This is a genomic window from Microcoleus sp. FACHB-831 (assembly GCF_014695585.1).
GTDB lineage: Bacteria > Cyanobacteriota > Cyanobacteriia > Cyanobacteriales > FACHB-T130 > FACHB-831.
This window is the reverse complement of record NZ_JACJON010000056.1, coordinates 23,686-40,914: the sequence shown is the minus strand read 5'-3', so window position 1 is coordinate 40,914 and position 17,229 is coordinate 23,686. Positions and strand designations below refer to the sequence as shown.

The 17,229-nt window shown below is 46.4% G+C and carries 12 protein-coding genes; 11 read left to right on the top strand and 1 reads right to left on the bottom strand.

Annotated features, from left to right (window positions below; translation table 11 throughout):
- The first annotated feature begins 23 nt into the window (after nt 1-23).
- From H6F77_RS14525 to galE, 11 genes are all read left to right on the top strand, one after another.
- Nucleotides 24-836 carry a DHH family phosphoesterase gene (locus tag H6F77_RS14525; protein WP_190489406.1) on the top strand — a complete coding sequence of 271 codons (813 nt, stop codon included), beginning with the start codon at nt 24-26 and terminating at the stop codon, nt 834-836.
- A 679-nt stretch (nt 837-1,515) separates the two neighbouring features.
- Complete coding sequence (gene glgX / locus H6F77_RS14520; RefSeq protein ID WP_190489405.1) at nt 1,516-3,645, top strand: glycogen debranching protein GlgX; 2,130 nt, start codon at nt 1,516-1,518, stop codon at nt 3,643-3,645.
- A 154-nt stretch (nt 3,646-3,799) separates the two neighbouring features.
- On the top strand, nt 3,800-4,714 hold the full coding sequence (locus H6F77_RS14515; RefSeq protein WP_190489404.1) for an isoaspartyl peptidase/L-asparaginase family protein: 915 nt from the start codon (nt 3,800-3,802) through the stop codon (nt 4,712-4,714).
- Nucleotides 4,695-5,414: a DUF72 domain-containing protein gene (locus tag H6F77_RS14510; protein WP_190489403.1), complete on the top strand. Its 720-nt coding sequence runs from the start codon at nt 4,695-4,697 to the stop codon at nt 5,412-5,414. The genes H6F77_RS14515 and H6F77_RS14510 overlap by 20 nt, the downstream gene beginning before the upstream one ends.
- 290 nt (nt 5,415-5,704) lie before the next feature.
- Nucleotides 5,705-5,911, top strand: coding sequence for a hypothetical protein (locus tag H6F77_RS14505; RefSeq protein WP_190489402.1), 207 nt, complete (start codon nt 5,705-5,707; stop codon nt 5,909-5,911).
- A 54-nt stretch (nt 5,912-5,965) separates the two neighbouring features.
- The gene (locus H6F77_RS14500; RefSeq protein ID WP_190489401.1) at nt 5,966-6,142 is read left to right on the top strand and encodes a hypothetical protein; all 177 of its coding nucleotides are present in this window, start codon (nt 5,966-5,968) and stop codon (nt 6,140-6,142) included.
- A gap of 336 nt (nt 6,143-6,478) precedes the next feature.
- Nucleotides 6,479-6,880, top strand: a complete 402-nt coding sequence (locus H6F77_RS14495; protein WP_199321344.1) for a helix-turn-helix domain-containing protein — start codon at nt 6,479-6,481, stop codon at nt 6,878-6,880.
- A 176-nt stretch (nt 6,881-7,056) separates the two neighbouring features.
- Nucleotides 7,057-7,860, top strand: coding sequence for a phytanoyl-CoA dioxygenase family protein (locus tag H6F77_RS14490; RefSeq protein WP_190489400.1), 804 nt, complete (start codon nt 7,057-7,059; stop codon nt 7,858-7,860).
- Nucleotides 7,861-8,719: 859 nt separating this feature from the next.
- The gene (glf, locus tag H6F77_RS14485) at nt 8,720-11,203 is read left to right on the top strand and encodes a UDP-galactopyranose mutase (protein WP_190489399.1); all 2,484 of its coding nucleotides are present in this window, start codon (nt 8,720-8,722) and stop codon (nt 11,201-11,203) included.
- A 72-nt stretch (nt 11,204-11,275) separates the two neighbouring features.
- A complete protein-coding gene (locus H6F77_RS14480) occupies nt 11,276-13,483 on the top strand; it encodes an SDR family oxidoreductase (protein WP_190489398.1) in 2,208 nt (735 codons plus the stop codon).
- A 157-nt stretch (nt 13,484-13,640) separates the two neighbouring features.
- Nucleotides 13,641-14,639 carry a UDP-glucose 4-epimerase GalE gene (galE, locus tag H6F77_RS14475; protein WP_190489397.1) on the top strand — a complete coding sequence of 333 codons (999 nt, stop codon included), beginning with the start codon at nt 13,641-13,643 and terminating at the stop codon, nt 14,637-14,639.
- Nucleotides 14,640-14,718: 79 nt separating this feature from the next.
- Here galE and H6F77_RS14470 read toward each other — a convergent pair whose 3' ends face one another.
- Nucleotides 14,719-16,248: an MFS transporter gene (locus tag H6F77_RS14470; protein ID WP_190489396.1), complete on the bottom strand. Its 1,530-nt coding sequence runs from the start codon at nt 16,246-16,248 to the stop codon at nt 14,719-14,721.
- Nucleotides 16,249-17,229 lie beyond the last annotated feature (981 nt).

Here is a 17,229-nt window from a genome sequence, read left to right as displayed (position 1 = left end):
AATAGTAGCAAAAGGAGAGCCTCATGGAGACGAAAGTCCTTTATCACAACGGTTGTAATGACGGTTTTAGTGCCGCTTATTGCGCTTGGACGGTGTTGGGGGATACTGCTGAGTACATTGGAGTGAGCTACGGAGAAGAACCACCTACGATAAATGATGGCGATCGCGTGTACGTGGTGGATTTTTCTTATTCAAGGCAAGTCATGCTAGCTATGGCAAAGATAGCCAGCGAAATTGTCGTACTCGACCACCACAAAACAGCCCAAGAAGCTCTCCTGGGGCTATCTTTTGCTAACTTCAATATGAATAAATCAGGGGCAGTTCTGGCGTGGGAATATTGGCATCCTGACGAGCCAGTTCCTACTCTCATCCAGTATGTACAAGACCGAGATTTATGGAAGAAAGAGCTTACTATTTCTGATGAGGTTTATGTAACGCTCCGGTCTTTTAAAATGGATTTTCAGGTCTGGGATGCTCTAGCTAAACTTTCTTATGATGACTTTTTATTTATAGCGCGAACGATTGGCACTCCTATTCTTCAGAAAAGACAACAAGATGTGGAAGCGATCGCGACTACCTATACCTGGACAGAAATAGGAGGGTATAAAGTCCCCACAGTTCATACATCTAAGCCTACCTATACCTCTGATATTGGGAATTACCTGTGCAAGCTTCTTCCTGAAGCTCCTTTTAGTGCGATCGCTTCTGATGATGAAGATGGAAATACTAGGTGGGGATTGCGTAGCATAGGCAATTTCGATGTCAGCGAAATCGCCAAACAATATGGCGGCGGCGGTCACAGAAATGCTGCTGGATTTGCACAAGCCAAGGCTTAAGCTATTGGTCAATATAATAGATGAGGTAGAATCACCAGAACTCATTTATCCTTCAAAAAATCGCAAAGAAAGTATCGAATTGGTCTAGGGTGTAACGGTAAATTGAAGAAGTTGGACTCATAGATAGTGAAATTAGGCATCCCCAAAACCGCGTGCTGATGCTTACCAAATAATATGCGATCGCACTGCAATAACTATACCTATATAAGGTTTCGCCCAAAGGTTATAACAGCTAACAGCTCAACTCATCCTATTGACAAATTTAACTGTATATGAGAGTGCATTTTGTATAGATGATAACACTCTCTCTTATCATTAACGCCATTCCTGCGGTAGAAGTTGGGCAAAAAATTAACGCATAGATTAATAAGTAGTGTCTTTTAAGAGAGTGCGTTGTTCCATTTGGGACTGCGAATCTAAATTAATTCCTAACTCCGGTTTCAAACTCAGAAATAATTGCAAGACAGTGAAACTTTCTGAAGTAATACCAAACAAAGGGAACTAAATACCTGGTTCTTGTAAATGGAAGTTTTGAAACTTAAGTTAAGCAGTTGTTAGTATCGCAAGCGATCGCACTGCTAAACTTTCACCTCTTGATACCTTTTATCAATTCCTTTAGCTGGCTGGCGCTCTAAGGAGTTGAATGTTGTTAACTATCATTTTTCCTTGTTCTTAATCTATGTTCGTACCGCTTTGGCCCGGTAATGTTTATCCGCTGGGCGCATTCTGGGATGGCAAAGGCACAAACTTCGCTTTATTTAGTGAAAATGCAACAAGTGTCGAACTTTGTTTATTTGATAGAGACGATAAAGAGACACGCATAACTTTAACTGAAGTCAACAACTTCGTCTGGCACGGTTATTTGCCCGGTATAGGCCCCGGTCAACGGTATGGGTTCCGAGTGCATGGCCCCTATGAACCTAGTCAGGGTCATCGCTTCAACCCCAATAAACTTTTGATCGATCCTTATGGCAAAGCACTTGATGGCAACCTCAGAGGCAACGGCCCGGAACTCTTTGGCTACGATTGGAACAATCCGGAAAAAGATTTATCATTTTCCGATCTAGATAGTGCCCCCCTAGTTCCGAAATCTGTTGTTGTCGATCAGACCTTTGATTGGGAGGATGACAACCTGCTGAGAACTCCTTGGCACGAAACTGTCATTTATGAAACTCACGTCAAAGGCTTTACCAAACTGCATCCCGATATCCCGGAAGAATTGCGCGGTACTTATGCCGGGTTAGCACATACAGCAGCTATCGAGCATCTCCAGAGGCTGGGGATTACAGCAGTTGAGCTAATGCCCGTGCATCACTTCCTCGCTCGTCCGGGACACCTTGTTGATAAAGGGCTAAGGAATTATTGGGGTTACGATTCCATCAACTATTTCTCCCCCTACTCAGGCTACAGCGCCAGCGGCAGTGTGGGACAACAGGTGAACGAGTTTAAGGAGATGGTCAAGGCACTGCATCGTGCCGGGATTGAGGTGATTCTAGATGTCGTCTACAACCACACTGGAGAAGGCAATCAATTAGGCCCGACTTTATCTCTGCGAGGCATCGATAATTTCGTTTACTACCGAACGGTAGAGGGCGATCGCCGCTACTACATGGACTTTACAGGCTGCGGTAACTCTCTAAACGTGGGTCAGCCGCAAGTGCTGAAGTTAATCATGGATAGCCTGCGCTATTGGGTTTTAGAGATGCACGTCGATGGTTTCCGCTTCGACTTAGCCTCGGCTCTGGCGCGAGAACTATATGAAGTTAATAGTCTGGCAGCTTTCTTTGACATCATTCACCAAGACCCGGTGCTGGCAGATGTGAAACTGATTGCCGAACCTTGGGATTTGGGAGATGGCGGCTATCAAGTTGGTCAATTCCCGGTTCTCTGGTCTGAGTGGAATGGCAGATATCGCGATACGGTGCGAGACTTCTGGCGGGGTGTGGATGAGAGCTTAGGGCAGTTTGCTTACTGTTTCACTGGTAGCCCTGACCTGTATGCGCTGAACGGGCGGCGGCCTAATGCCAGCGTTAACTTTATCACAGCCCACGATGGCTTCCCGCTAAACGATCTTGTTAGCTACAACGAGAAACACAATGAAGCTAACGGGGAAGAAAATCGGGATGGTGAAAGCCACAACCGCTCGTGGAATTGTGGAGTTGAAGGTGAAACAGACGACCCAGAAGTGCTGCTATTGCGGGAGCGACAGCGGCGGAACTTCTTAACAACTCTGATGTTGTCCCAAGGCATCCCGATGATGCTGGGGGGAGATGAAATGGGGCGGACTCAAAACGGCAATAATAACGCCTACTGCCAAGACAGTGAAATCTCCTGGTTCAATTGGGACTTGCAGACGGGAAATGAGGATCTTGTGAATTTTACTCGCGAGCTAATCTATTTCCGCCGTCAGCATCCGGTATTTCGGCGACGCAAGTGGTTTCAAGGGCGACCGATTCACGGAAAGGGGATCAGCGATATTGCTTGGTTCAATCCAGATGGCGGCGAGATGACTGAGGAGCAGTGGGATGTTGGTTATGCCAAGGCGATCGCGGTTTTCTTGGATGGAAACCAGATTCCCAGCCCTGGCCCCAGAGGCGAACGCATCAGCGATGATAGTTTTCTCCTGTTCTTTAACGCCCACTACGAAACGCTTGAGTTTACTCTACCAACTGTGATGCAAGACAAAGAGTGGGCTGTTGTAATTGACACCAAAGAGCCGCGCTTCGTTGCAGAGGAGAAAGTGTACGGTGGCACTCAAGCCGTGCCAGTAGTAGCGCGATCGCTCGTAGTATTGCGTCGTTTGGGATGACGAGCCGATTAGAAAGTTTGGATTTTAGGCATTAAACGTAGCTCGGCACTGCCCACCATAACTTCTAGGCCAGGTTGTAAGGGTTTTGGTGGGCACTACGGGGCTACAAATTAATGTGGTTTCGATAATTTACTAGGCAATACGGAGTTAACAAATGACAATTGCAATCATCGTTCATGGTGGAGCGAAAACCATCACAGAAGAAAAAGTTGAAGCCAACAATAAAGGCTGTACCGCAGCAGCAGAGGCAGGCTGGGCAGTGCTTGAGAAAGGCGGCAGTGCCAAAGATGCCGTGGAAGCCGCCATCCGCGTCCTCGAATCTGACCCCACCTTCAACGCCGGACTTGGCGCCACTCTCAACAAACAAGGGGAAGTAGAGGTAGACGCGGCGATCATGGATGGCTCTAAGTTAGGTTGGGGCGCAGTGGCAGCAGTTCAAGGAGTGCGGCATCCGATCTCTGTAGCACGCAAGATTATGGATGAAAAACCCCGGCTGCTAGTTGCCGAAAGCGCAGAACGCTTCGCAGCCAAACACGGGATTGAGATGTGTCCAAAAGAAGATTTGGTCGCCGATGAGCAGGAAAAGCAGTGGGAGGAGCAGGAGAAAGTTATCGATCGCCCCAACACCGTTGGCTGCGTAGCACTAGATGCTGACGGCAACTTGGTCGCCGGAACCTCAACAGGCGGCACTGCCAATCAAGATGCAGGTCGTGTTGGCGATACAGCTTTAGTTGGCTGCGGTCTGTATGCTGATATTGAGAAAGGCGGTTGCTCAACAACGGGTGATGGCGAGTCGATTATTCCAGTCGTTCTGGCTAAGACTGCTATCGATTTCCTGGCTCAAGGCAAACATCCAGAGCAAGCAGCACAAATGGCAATTCAGTCTTTAACCGAACGGGTTGTTGGCGAGGCTGGTTGCATCCTCATAAACCCTAAAGGAGAGATTGGATGGGCGCATAACTCGACTGAGATGGCCGTAGCTTATAGAACTTCAGAAATGGATAAACCTGCTGTGTTTACCAAGAAAGAGGGCGTTGACCCCAAGGTATATGCTTCAAATCGGCACTAGCGGTTGGGTTTACAAGCACTGGATGGATTTGTTCTATCCAGCGCACCTACCTGGCGACCAGCAATTGCCGTTTTACGCACACCATTTTCCAACGGTAGAAGTCAACTTTTCCTTCTACCGTTTGCCGGAGCGGTCTGTCTTTGAAACTTGGCACGAACAAACACCAGAGGGTTTTGTTTTTGCTGTCAAAGGTAGCCGCTACCTCACCCATATGAAGAAGTTAAAAGACCCTGAAGAGCCGCTATCTCGCTTGATGGAACGCGCCTCTGGTTTGCAAGAAAAGTTAGGGCCTATTTTATTCCAATTTCCTCATACTTGGTCTATCAATATCGAGCGTCTTGAGCCGTTCTTGGAATTGCTTCAAGCTTATCCGCAACAACAATTTACCTTTGAATTCCGCCACCCAAGTTGGCTGATTCCACAGGTTTATCAACTATTGGCTCGCTCTGGTGCAGCGCTTTGTCTGCCAGTCAGCCCAACGGTTCCGCTCGATGTCCGTCTGACTGCCCCTTGGACTTATATTCGGATGCACGCCGGACAACGGGGAATTGGCTACAGCGATGAAGAATTGTCTGTTTGGGCAAACCGTATTAATTCATTTCTTCAAGACGGGGTTGATGTATACGTTTACTTCAATAATGACCCCGAAGGTCATGCTATTCGCGATGCTAATTCCCTGAAAGATATGCTGCATTCTTAGGTTTAATAACAGTAAATAAACACAAGCTATTTTTAACTCAGCAACGCCCATCATTGCCTCTGTGTTTAGGTAAAGCGCATTTTGCGATCATTTCCAGCCCTTCTCCCTGCGTGAGGGCTGGCTTGAGCAATTCATACTTCTGTTGAGCAACACGCAATTTTTTGTATTTATGATAACTAATTGACTTAACATACGTCCATTCCTATAGGCAGAAGAGCAGGCAATGCAACAGATGTAGATTGTGGCATAGGCATTAAACGCTTGGAGGCTCTGCATGGGGGATACCCAGAATGATCGACGCGAACAATAATGCACTCATACTTGTCGCAGTAGTTGCGGGTGCTTTGTTCGCCGCAGTTGCAATGGTGCTATGGTGGCGCGAATACTATAGGAGGGGCAAAACAGAACCAAGCATTAAAGCTATTTCCTGCTACAAAGTAAACGATATAATGAACAACCCGTTCCGAATACAAAAAATATCGTCTGACGCGATGTAATTTTCGAGATTAGATCAACTGCATCCAAATTTTACTTAAATTGTGAGGGGAAATATGAGCATCCATCAAGACATTAAAGGTGAAAACATTACCAAGCTCAATCAATTGCTCAAAGAAATTTATCGCTTTATCGAAGCTCTTGAGGAGCAGGTCAGAGAAGATATACACTGCTGTAACCAAGATGTAGAGGTTGATGCTATGACAACAGCGGAAGGCCAAAATAGTAAATAAAAATTTGCTCAACTGGTTTAAATTTACACAGCTTGCTTATAAAAAAATTGTAGGTGAATAAACTTTGTTTTAAAATAATTTAAGTCCTAAAATAGAGAAAGCTACTGAAACTCCAAATAATGGTTTGTAAATGGGTTTTGTTGTGCAATTAACCTATAATTATTCTTAATTTAACTGCAATTGCCACTAGGCGATCGCGTTCGGGCAAACATTGTAACTTTTGGTATTATTCCTCTAGTATATAGTTACCAAAAAGAGTTTTGTATTATAGCTCTTATACCTAAATTGCCTTACTATTTAAATAGCAACGCTCGCTCCAAAACACGGATAATCAACATGAAAGCTTACTCAATAGACATACGGCAAAAAATCATTGACGCCTACAACAATCAAGAAGGTTCTCAACGCAAACTAGCTAAACGGTTTCGAGTTAGCCTTAGTTTTGTACAGAGCCTCTTGAAGCGATACCGCGAAACTGGCTCGGTTAACCCTAAGCCTCATGGCGGAGGACAAACCCCAAAGCTTACCCCCCAACAATTAGCCCTCATACCACAGTTTGTAAAAGAGGATAACAATGCAACTTTAGATGAACTGTGCGAAAAACTTTATCAAAAAACTCAGGTCAGGATCAGCCGAGCTACGATGGGACGAGTCTTACAAACATTTAAACTCCCAAGAAAAAAAATCTCTACGCGCGAGAGAGTAAGACAAGTAGAGCCGGAAAAGGCGGCGAGCTGAATTTGGCTCAATTATTCTTAAATATTCGCCTGTCTAGCCCGTTATAGGTTGTGTTGTTATTTTGAAATTAAACGCCATAGGTAGCGTTATGGTGGAATTTATAAATTTATAACTTGATGTTAAGAAGTTAAACTTTATCCTCCCCAAGACGCTTGGTGGATGTTTAGAATCGAGATATGATTACAACCCGCTATAACCCCCAACAAATCCAATCGTTCGCCCAAGCGGTTTTGAACGATGGCTATTGCGTATTGCCCAATCACTTCTCCCCCGCAATACTCAAATCCTGGCGTGAAAATTTCACGCCTTTGCTAGAAGATCACATTAATCGTGAAGGTAAGCTTCTCAATCGAGGAACAGCGCGTTATTACGTCACCCTTCCGTTTGCTGCTCCTTTTGCCGACCCCAAGATTTACGAAGATGACGAAATCTTGGAAATTGTTGAGCTATTAGTAGGTAAAGATGCAGTAATGTGCCAGTTGGCGACCGACACGCCATTATTGGGATCTGATTATCAAGACACTCATAGAGATGCTCCGCCACTCTTCCCGGAAACTGGTGAAGAAACGCCGCCATTCCAGCTTGCTATTAACTTTCCGCTTGTAGATGTAACGCTTGAAAACGGCCCGATAGAGATCGCTAAGGGCACGCACATGATACCCAAGGCGGAAGCAATGCGCCGTCTGGAGTCAGGCGAGGTAAAGTTAGAACCAGTAACGATGCAATTGGGCGATGTGATGATCCGCGATGTGCGAGGTCTGCATCGGGGAACTCCTAACCATACAGATATCCCACGTCCAATGGTTGTAATTGGCTACAGCCGCCGCTGGTTGTATCGCCCGGAGGTCTGCATCCACATACCGCGTGCTACGCTTGATACACTTTCGGAACGCGGTCGTCACTTGTTACGCTTTAATCCTGTTGTGGAATCTCTGGACAATAAACCCGAAGTTGAGGTTTATCAGTCTTTCGCTTACTAGCGATCGCACCTTGCCTTAAGACTAACTAAACTCTTATCAGTAAGTGCCCAGCTGTATTTTGTTTAAAACGAATCAGCTGGGCAATCTGCATTTAATGCTTTTTATTATAATTTATCTAATATTGGGGATGTGCGCGATCGCTCTTCGTGAGTTTCATTTTTATCTCTCTATGCACAATTCTTTAATATTAACTTCTTCTTTTGGATAGAAAATAACTATTTAACAGACATTACTTTGGGATTTATAGTAAAGATAAGCTAAATAGTTACATTTATTTCTATAGGTTATATTCAACTTCATCTAACAAATTCGCCTGATTTAAATCTTATTTATAGCTATTTAGTGAGTTTTCAGGGTTAAAACTTCGTCAGCTTATTTGAACAGCCTGCGATCGCGTAGTTGTATTAGATCCCTACACAAACTCTAAATTTCTATGTTGGTGAAGGAGCTGGTATCTCCAGCTATAGATGTAACTTATCATACTACATCATGGTGTTTTTGTCAACTAACCTTCTTTAGAGCTTACCCTACAAGACCCGGAGCCCTAAAACGATGATTCCCTGTCCAGAAAAATTGTATAAGCGATTACTATCAAACTTTACATTATAACAATTCTTAAGATAGAATTAAATCCGCTCTTTGGGTAGAAAATTTATAAATATTTAAAAGTTATAGTTAGTCAAGGAATAACGACTTAAAAGAAGCGCTTTGCAAGTTAGTAAATGGGAAAACAAGCGCTGGCCATCTAATTTTTCTAATACCATTCTATTTTAGCTAACCAAATTTGGATTTAGCTGAGTATGGTAGTAGAAAAAATTTTGCAAATTTAATCAAAATAAAAAAATAGACCGCGGAACCTATGTCTCTACACCAAGCTCAAATTAAAAACAACAATCTTACCAACGTTGCAGCATCGAAAATGGTTGAAACGAAGCAGAGCGTGCTAGTAGAATCGCCATTGAAGCAAGCTTCTAATATAGAAAAGCAAGATATAGGAGTTGTAAGCTCCGCCAACAAAGACTCCAAAATTAGCGAGTGTCAGGCAAATGCACCGGATTTAATTTGCTTGTCTCATTTGCGTTGGAATTTCGTATTCCAAAGACCCCAACATCTTCTCACCCGCTGCGCTCAAGGACGGCGGGTATTTTTTATCGAAGAACCGATGTTTAGCGCGGATGTGCCAACAAGTGATGAGGGAGTTGGGCGGCTAGATGTCAGCATACACGATAGCGGAGTATGGGTTGTAGTGCCGCATCTGCCCGAAAATCTGAGCGAGGAAGCGCGTACCTCAGCTCAAAAAGCCTTGCTCGATAATTTGTTTGCACAATACGATATCCAGCAGTATATGTGCTGGTACTACACGCCGATGGCGATCGCATTCACCCAGCATTTGAAACCGCTAGCGACCGTGTACGATTGCATGGATGAGCTGTCGGCATTCAAGGGAGCATCGCCCATCCTCAAAGACCGCGAAGCCGAACTATTTCGCCGCGCCGATTTGGTGTTCACAGGGGGTCAAAGCCTTTATGAGAGCAAGCGCGACCATCACCCGAACGTCCATGCATTTCCCAGCAGCGTAGAAGTTCCGCACTTTGCACAGGCAAGAAACATTACAGAAGAACCCGCAGACCAAGCAAACATTCCCCATCCGCGCCTTGGGTTCTATGGGGTAATCGACGAACGGTTAGACCTGGAATTGCTCGACGGTATTGCTAGTGCGCGACCAGATTGGCATCTAGTGATAATTGGGCCAGTTGTGAAAATCGATCCGGAGACTTTACCGCGCCGCGAGAACATTCACTATCTCGGTGGTAAAGACTACAAAGAACTACCAAAGTATCTTGCAGGGTGGGATTTGGCGATGCTGCCGTTTGCACGCAACGAGTCAACCCGCTTCATTAGCCCTACCAAAACTCCAGAATACCTCGCCGCAGGCAAACCCGTTGTATCTACATCGATCCGGGATGTCGTTCGTCCCTACGGACAGCAAAACATGGTGAGGATTGCAGACACGGTTGCAGAGTTTGTCACCGCAGCCGAGTTAGCAATGAAAGAGGACTGCCAAGAGTCGGGATGGTTGGCTCGTGTTGATGCGTTCTTAGAGCAGATTTCTTGGGAACGTACTTGGGGAGGGATGAGCGAACTGATACAGTCGGCATTAGATAAAAAGGCGATCGCTCGCCTCGCTACAGGTGCAGGACAGCCAAATCGCAATAATGGTGGCAAAGAACAGTTTGATTATTTGATTGTTGGTGCTGGTTTCGCTGGAAGCGTCCTTGCTGAAAGACTTGCAAGCGAGGGCAATAAAATCCTAATTATTGACACCCGCAACCACATCGCGGGTAACGCATACGACCATTACGATGATTCTGGCATCCTCGTCCACAAATACGGCCCGCACATCTTTCATACCAACTCCCGCGAAGTTTTCGAGTACCTATCGCAGTTCACGGCTTGGCGGCAATACGAACATCGGGTACTTGCCAGCGTGGATGGTCAACTGCTGCCCATCCCCATTAACCTGGATACTGTTAACAAGATGTACGGGTTAAAACTGACATCTTTTGAGCTTGAGGAATTCTTTGCATCGGTAGCTGAAGCTAAAGATTACATTCGCACCAGTGAAGATGTAGTTGTCAGCAAAGTTGGACGGGAACTCTATGAGAAGTTTTTCCGCAACTATACCCGCAAGCAATGGGATATGGACCCGTCTGAACTAGATAAGTCAGTGATTGCCCGCGTACCCACCCGCACCAACCGCGACGATCGCTATTTTACAGATAGCTATCAGGCAATGCCTCTGCACGGCTATACCCGGATGTTCGAGAAGATGTTAGACCATCCGAACATCAAGATCATGCTGAACACTGATTATCGGGACATCGTGGGCATCATCCCTTATAAAGAGATGATCTATACCGGACCCGTCGATGCATACTTCAATTTCCGTTATGGGAAGCTACCTTATCGTTCGTTGGAGTTTAAGCACGAGACTCACAATATGCCTGTCTACCAACCACAGGCAGTAGTGAATTATCCCAACGAACATCTTTACACCCGCGTTACTGAGTTTAAGTATCTGACGGGACAAGAACACTCCAAAACTAGCATTGTTTACGAATATCCGCGTGCCGAGGGAGATCCATACTACCCCGTACCGCGTCCGGAGAATGCAGAACTCTACAAGCAATACAAGGCTCTGGCCGACGCAACTCCTGGCGTGCATTTCGTGGGACGTTTGGCGACCTACAAGTATTACAACATGGATCAAGTGGTGGCTCAGGCTCTCACAGTCTACAAACAGATCGGCAGCAAGCAGCGCTCGGAAGCAGTAGCTAAGTAAAAAAACAAAAAGGCAAAAGCTTGCTTTCTCTATGCTTTTGCCTTTAGATACAACGCCTGTAGGAGGAGACTGATGAATAAAGACGCGATCGCTATCCCACCTTTAGAGGTTTGGGGTGGAGTGGAATGTACAGTTAATCGTGTAGGCAACGAGTATTTCGATCAGCTTGAGCGTAACGGTCACGCGACGCGGGTTGATGACCTCAACCAATTTGCAGCACTTGGTATACGTGCCATCCGCTACCCGGTTTTATGGGAACGGACTGCACCAAATGGACTGGATAGTGCTGACTGGTCGTGGGCAGATGAGCGATTGGAACGTTTGCGCGAACTGGGAATTCGCCCGATTGTGGGATTTGTGCATCATGGTAGCGGCCCCCGCGACACCAGCTTAATAGATCCGGCATTTCCAGAGAAACTAGCCGAGTTTGCCCGTGCGGTTGCCAGTCGCTATCCTTGGCTGGACAGTTACACGCCAGTGAATGAGCCGCTGACGACGGCGCGATTTAGCGGATTGTACGGCCATTGGTATCCTCACGGTCGAGACGATCTAACTTTTGGCCGTGCTTTGTTGATGCAATGTCGGGCAACAATACTATCGATGCGGGCAATCCGCGAGGTAAACCCAAACGCCAAACTGGTGCAGACCGAGGATTTGGGTAAGATTTTCAGCACGCCGCTACTAGCGTATCAGGCAGAGCTGGAGAACGAGCGCCGCTGGTTGAGTTTCGATCTGCTGTGCGGAAAACTGAATCGCGATCGCCCAACGTGGAAGTATCTACGCCAGTGTGGAGTGAGCGAAGCGGAATTAAATTGGTTTCTAGATAATCCTTGCCCGCCAGACATAATGGGAATTAACCATTATGTGACGAGCGATCGCTTCCTCGACGACCGTCTAGAATACTACCCGACGCGATCGCATGGCGGAAACGGGCTGCATAGATATGCAGACGTAGAAGCGGTGCGTGTCTGCGCCGAAGAGGATGCGGCTATTAATCCCGCCGCACGTCTAAAAGAAGCATGGGAACGCTACAGGCTACCCATCGCTGTCACCGAGGCACACCTCGGTTGCACCCGCGAAGAGCAACTGCGCTGGCTGTACGAGATCTGGAATGCGGCGAAAACTCTGCGGGGCGAAGGCGTGGACGTGCGTGCTGTCACAGCTTGGTCGCTTCTAGGCGCTTACGACTGGAATAGTTTGCTAACCCGGATAGAGGGTCACTACGAACCGGGCGTGTTCGATATGCGTGCCTCTTATCCCCGCGCTACCGCCCTCGCCCAGATGCTACGGGATTTAGCAGATGGACGCGAACCAAACCACCCCCTCCTCGATCTGCCTGGATGGTGGCATCGACCTGTTAGGCTGCTTTATCCACCAGCTAGTTGCTGTCCAATAGAAATGCCAAATCCACAATCCACAATCCACAATCAAAAAGTTGTGCGCCCCCTAGCCATTATTGGAGCAACAGGAACGCTGGGTAAGGCTTTTGCCCGACTGTGCGAAGTCCGGGGTATTCCCTACCGTCTGCTGACACGGCAAGATATGGACATTCTTGACCCCGTTTCCGTCGATAGGGCGCTGAGTGAGTTGAATCCTTGGGCGGTTGTGAACGCTGCCGGATACGTTAGAGTGGACGATGCAGAGCGCGAACCCGATGCCTGCCTGCGCGTGAACGCTGAAGGGCCAGCAATACTCGCGGCTGCGTGCGCTGCGAGGGGAGTGGCGTTGCTCACCTTCTCATCAGACCTTGTATTTAATGGGGATGGTGGAGTTCCTTATATAGAGAGCGATACAGTTGCACCCCTCAACGTATATGGGCGCAGCAAAGTCCTTGCAGAGGAGCGGGTCTTAACGGCTAATCCATCATCGCTGGTTATCCGCACCAGTGCGTTTTTCGGGCCTTGGGATGAGTACAACTTCGTTACTATTGCGCTACGCTGTCTCGAAGCTGGGCATAGCTTTGTCGCTGCTTCTGATGCGGTGGTTTCGCCTACCTACGTGCCCGATCTTGTCCATGCCAGTCTCGATCTGTTAATTGATGGCGAGTACGGCTTGTGGCATTTGGCTAATAAGAGCGCGATCGCTTGGGATGACTTGGCACGGCTAGCCGCTGCTCGTGCTGGTGTCGATGCAAGTCGTATCGAATCTCGCCCCACGCGAGAGCTTGGTCTTGCCGCACCTCGTCCAACATATAGCGTTCTCGGCAGCAAGCGCGGCGCAATGCTTCCTTGTCTTGATAATGCCATGTCTCGCTACTTCGACGAGCGCAGCCAATTTTAGATTAGTAGAAATTTCAGGCGTGGGAAGCATCTAAATCATCATCCCCGCCAAGAAACTCTGGTGGGCAAAATCTAAAATCAGAAAATTGTAATCCCCCGGACTCATTCGGGGGAAAATTTTAAAATATAAACGCGATCGCAGTTAGGAGGGAGCAACCATGCCTGAAGATAAATTAACCATTTTAGTAACAGGGGGAGCGGGTTATATTGGCTCCCATGCAGTATTAGCTTTGCAACAAGCAGGATACGAAGTAATTGTTCTTGATAACCTGTCTTATGGTCATCGAGAAATTGTAGAACAGGTTTTAAAGGTAAAATTAATTGTCGGCGATACGAGCGATCGCGCCCTCCTTAATGAAATATTTACCACCCACAAGATTGCTGCCGTAATGCACTTTGCCGCTTTTATTGCTGTGGGCGAATCTGTCAGCGAACCAGGCAAATATTACCACAACAATGTTGCAGGTACGTTGACTCTCTTAGAAGCAATGGTGGCAGCATCCATCAAAAAATTTGTATTTTCTTCTACTTGCGCTCTTTATGGCGTGCCCAAGTTTGTTCCTATTACTGAAGACCATCCCCAAGACCCCATCAGCCCTTATGCAACTACCAAGTGGATGGTAGAGCGCATCTTATCTGATTTTGATACAGCTTACGATTTCAAGTCTGTCTGTTTCCGCTACTTTAACGCCGCAGGCGCTAACCCAGATGGGTTGCTGGGTGAAGATCACGCACCCGAAACTCACCTGATTCCTCTAGTGCTGCTAACTGCTATGCAGAAGCGCGATGTTATCTCAATTTTAGGCACAGATTATCCAACGCGAGATGGCACTTGCATTCGGGATTACATTCACGTTGCCGACTTGGCGCAAGCCCACGTTTTGGGTCTAGATTATCTGCTGAAAGGGGGAAACAGCGACGTATTTAATCTAGGGAATGGCAGCGGATTTTCAGTCAGAGAAGTAATAGAAGCTGCAAAGAAAATAACGGGGCGAGAAATTAAAACGGAAGAACGCGATCGCCGCGCTGGAGATCCACCTGCCTTAGTCGGTAGTAGCGACAAAGCCAGAAAAATTTTGGGTTGGAATCCCCAGTATCCCGACATCAACGAAATCATAGCTCATGCATGGCAGTGGCATCAAAAGCGTCATGCATAAAGTAGAGTGACTTAAACTAAAATGGGGACTTTTATTTAAATAAAAATCCCCATTTTTAATTGCAATGTACGAGTAATCTCTAAGGTAAATCAACCGCTGAAGGCTCAATAACTGGGCTTACAGCTAATAATTCCTCCTCGGTTTCAGTAAATGGTTGAAAACCGATGCCTCCTCCTTGAAGAACTGCCCCTTGCCGCCGGAGTGGGGAAAGGACTCGCCAGAGGTGACGCACGCGCACAGAACGCTGCTCTCCTACAAAAACCAAGGGCAGGAGGGCAGCCAACCGCACGACGGCTGACAGAGCAAACACCCCCGGCAAACCACCGACATCAGTCAGAGTCGCTAAAAAGCCCCCAAGGGTGATGCCTACTGCACCAGTGACACCAGGAACAGCCGCCGCGATCGCGAAGTAAATCGACTGATTGCGTAGCGGTGTCACTCCCATCAAAAGATTGCCGCTGCAAAGGTCAATCGCCGCCCACGTCCCACCACCCAGTATGTGCAAGAAGGGAAACCAAGCCCAAAGAAAAATAGGATCTGTTCCAGCTTCTAGCCACAATAAAGGCGTCAGCGCCACTAAAAGTCCCACTACTATCATCAGCGGGCGATTCCCAACTCGATCTGCCAGTTTGCCCCATACCATTAGCATCAGTAAGTTAGCGCCAGCTCCTAAGCTGTTATAGATCGTTACTACACTGACATCTATATTTAAGTTATCCAGCAAGTAGAGGTTAAAGAAGGGAGCGCTGATGTTAACGGCAAAACTCCACAGACCCGAGTAAAGCAAAAACTTCAAAAAATTACTGTTCTTGAAGAAGGTTTTAGCTTCTCCCCAGCGCGAGTTTTCGGTTGTCTCTGAATGCGTCGCATGCACTAGCTGCGGGTTCACATCGCTCATAAAGAACTGGAAGATCAGGCTAACCAGCCCGAACACAATTCCTACAACCAAAATCGTCCCGTAGCCTTGAAGCGTTCCACCAGGCCACTTCGACACTGCTAGACCAAGTAGCGGCACGCCGATCAAACTCGTTAAGCTTAGAAAGCTGTTGCGAAGGCCAAAATACCGCCCCCGGAAGCGCGGAGGTACTAACACAGCCAGCCAGCTAAACCAGGAAGCACGACCCAAAGCTTCCATGATATTTACCACCCAGATAATTGCTAATGTCAACTGCACCAGCCGATGCGGAGCGAGTTGAGATGAGCTGACCATCCAGATTGCTGGTACCAAAATCAGCCACAGCAGACGTGGCGGACCGAAGGTGAAGAGGGCATACCAGTGGCGGCTCTTGGTTCGATCTGCTATATATGCTCCCAGCGGTTGGAGAAGATTCGTCAGCTGAGGAATAGACGCAAGCATACCAATTTCCACTGGCCCTGCACCCAAATCCAGCAAAAAGTTACTCAGCAACGCGCCGCCAATAATGCTGTAAAAGATTGTAGCGACGACACCTTCGATAGTTAATGCCTTAAGGCTTGACCGAATTTCTGGCTTTGAAATTTTATAAGGTTGATTTGCAGGAAGTGCCGTTAATGATGTATTTTCTGGTATTTCCTGAACTGCAAGAGGATTTGCTTGTGCTAAATTGGTATTTTCTACTTCGCTGAACATACGGCCTAAATAAGTTTTAAAAAGTTAATCTGAGCTTGATTGTTACTTTCATTTACAGGACTTACGCAGCAAGTCCACATATACTAGGGGCGCCTAGCTAGGCGCCCGTAAAGATAGCCAAACGAAAGCGATCGCGGTTTTCTCTGCGGTTACGAACTTCCAGACCCTGACGAATAGCTATTTAATTTACATTAGGCTGTTGTTGTATCTTAAAACTTAGGCCGGGAAACTCCAAGCTCTAAAAATAGATTTTAATAGGTAATTCCTCCTAAACTTAGAGGTTTGACTAAAAAATCTATCTATTATTAAGTAGAGTAACAAGTCCTGTTTTTCGGCACGCCTTCCCAAGGGAGGATTTATAAGGGGCTTTTTATCTAATGCATTTAGAAAAGGTTGTGTTTATAGTTACACCGCTATTTAACATATAAATCACCTTCAGGAATATAGCACTACAAACAATAGCAAGCAGTGTATTTATTAACAATTACAAGTAATTAAAATTAGGCAATTTAGTCGGAAAATGTAAAGGCGCTAAAGAAGAGTAATCTAAATTTTAATAACTAAACAATTTTCCAGCAGTTTAGTTACCTAAAGAACATAATCCAATTATATCATCCCAGCGGGGTATCCTGGCTCATACAATTGGGTGATATTCACTATGTTGCTTTTTCTGGATGCAAAATTGTTGTGGCTGCACTGAATGTTACAAAAACACCCAGAGATACAATTGTTCCATCCAAATTTGCCACAGTAAAAAAATATTACTTGCTTGGGAGGACAAAAATATACCTTTAGAAATTACATTCTTATTCCTGCTACTTACAACCAAGAACCGGATGCTTGTATCGCTCGTAACAGAGACACACAATTATAAAAAAGTTACGATTTATACCAAATTTTCGTTCAATTCTCGCTCAATCTATAATGTTTAGTGAAGCAGGCGAGTAGGACTGACATTACAAATAGCGATCGCTCTTAAAA

Coding starts and splice junctions, on each gene's coding strand:
- H6F77_RS14505 (WP_190489402.1), top strand. CDS start 5,705: ATGATCGACGCGAACAATAATGCACTCATACTTGTCGCAGTAGTTGCG.
- H6F77_RS14495 (WP_199321344.1), top strand. CDS start 6,479: ATGAAAGCTTACTCAATAGACATACGGCAAAAAATCATTGACGCCTAC.
- H6F77_RS14525 (WP_190489406.1), top strand. CDS start 24: ATGGAGACGAAAGTCCTTTATCACAACGGTTGTAATGACGGTTTTAGT.
- glf (WP_190489399.1), top strand. CDS start 8,720: ATGTCTCTACACCAAGCTCAAATTAAAAACAACAATCTTACCAACGTT.
- H6F77_RS14510 (WP_190489403.1), top strand. CDS start 4,695: ATGCTTCAAATCGGCACTAGCGGTTGGGTTTACAAGCACTGGATGGAT.
- galE (WP_190489397.1), top strand. CDS start 13,641: ATGCCTGAAGATAAATTAACCATTTTAGTAACAGGGGGAGCGGGTTAT.
- H6F77_RS14480 (WP_190489398.1), top strand. CDS start 11,276: ATGAATAAAGACGCGATCGCTATCCCACCTTTAGAGGTTTGGGGTGGA.
- H6F77_RS14500 (WP_190489401.1), top strand. CDS start 5,966: ATGAGCATCCATCAAGACATTAAAGGTGAAAACATTACCAAGCTCAAT.
- glgX (WP_190489405.1), top strand. CDS start 1,516: ATGTTCGTACCGCTTTGGCCCGGTAATGTTTATCCGCTGGGCGCATTC.
- H6F77_RS14490 (WP_190489400.1), top strand. CDS start 7,057: ATGATTACAACCCGCTATAACCCCCAACAAATCCAATCGTTCGCCCAA.
- H6F77_RS14470 (WP_190489396.1), bottom strand. CDS start 16,248: ATGTTCAGCGAAGTAGAAAATACCAATTTAGCACAAGCAAATCCTCTT.
- H6F77_RS14515 (WP_190489404.1), top strand. CDS start 3,800: ATGACAATTGCAATCATCGTTCATGGTGGAGCGAAAACCATCACAGAA.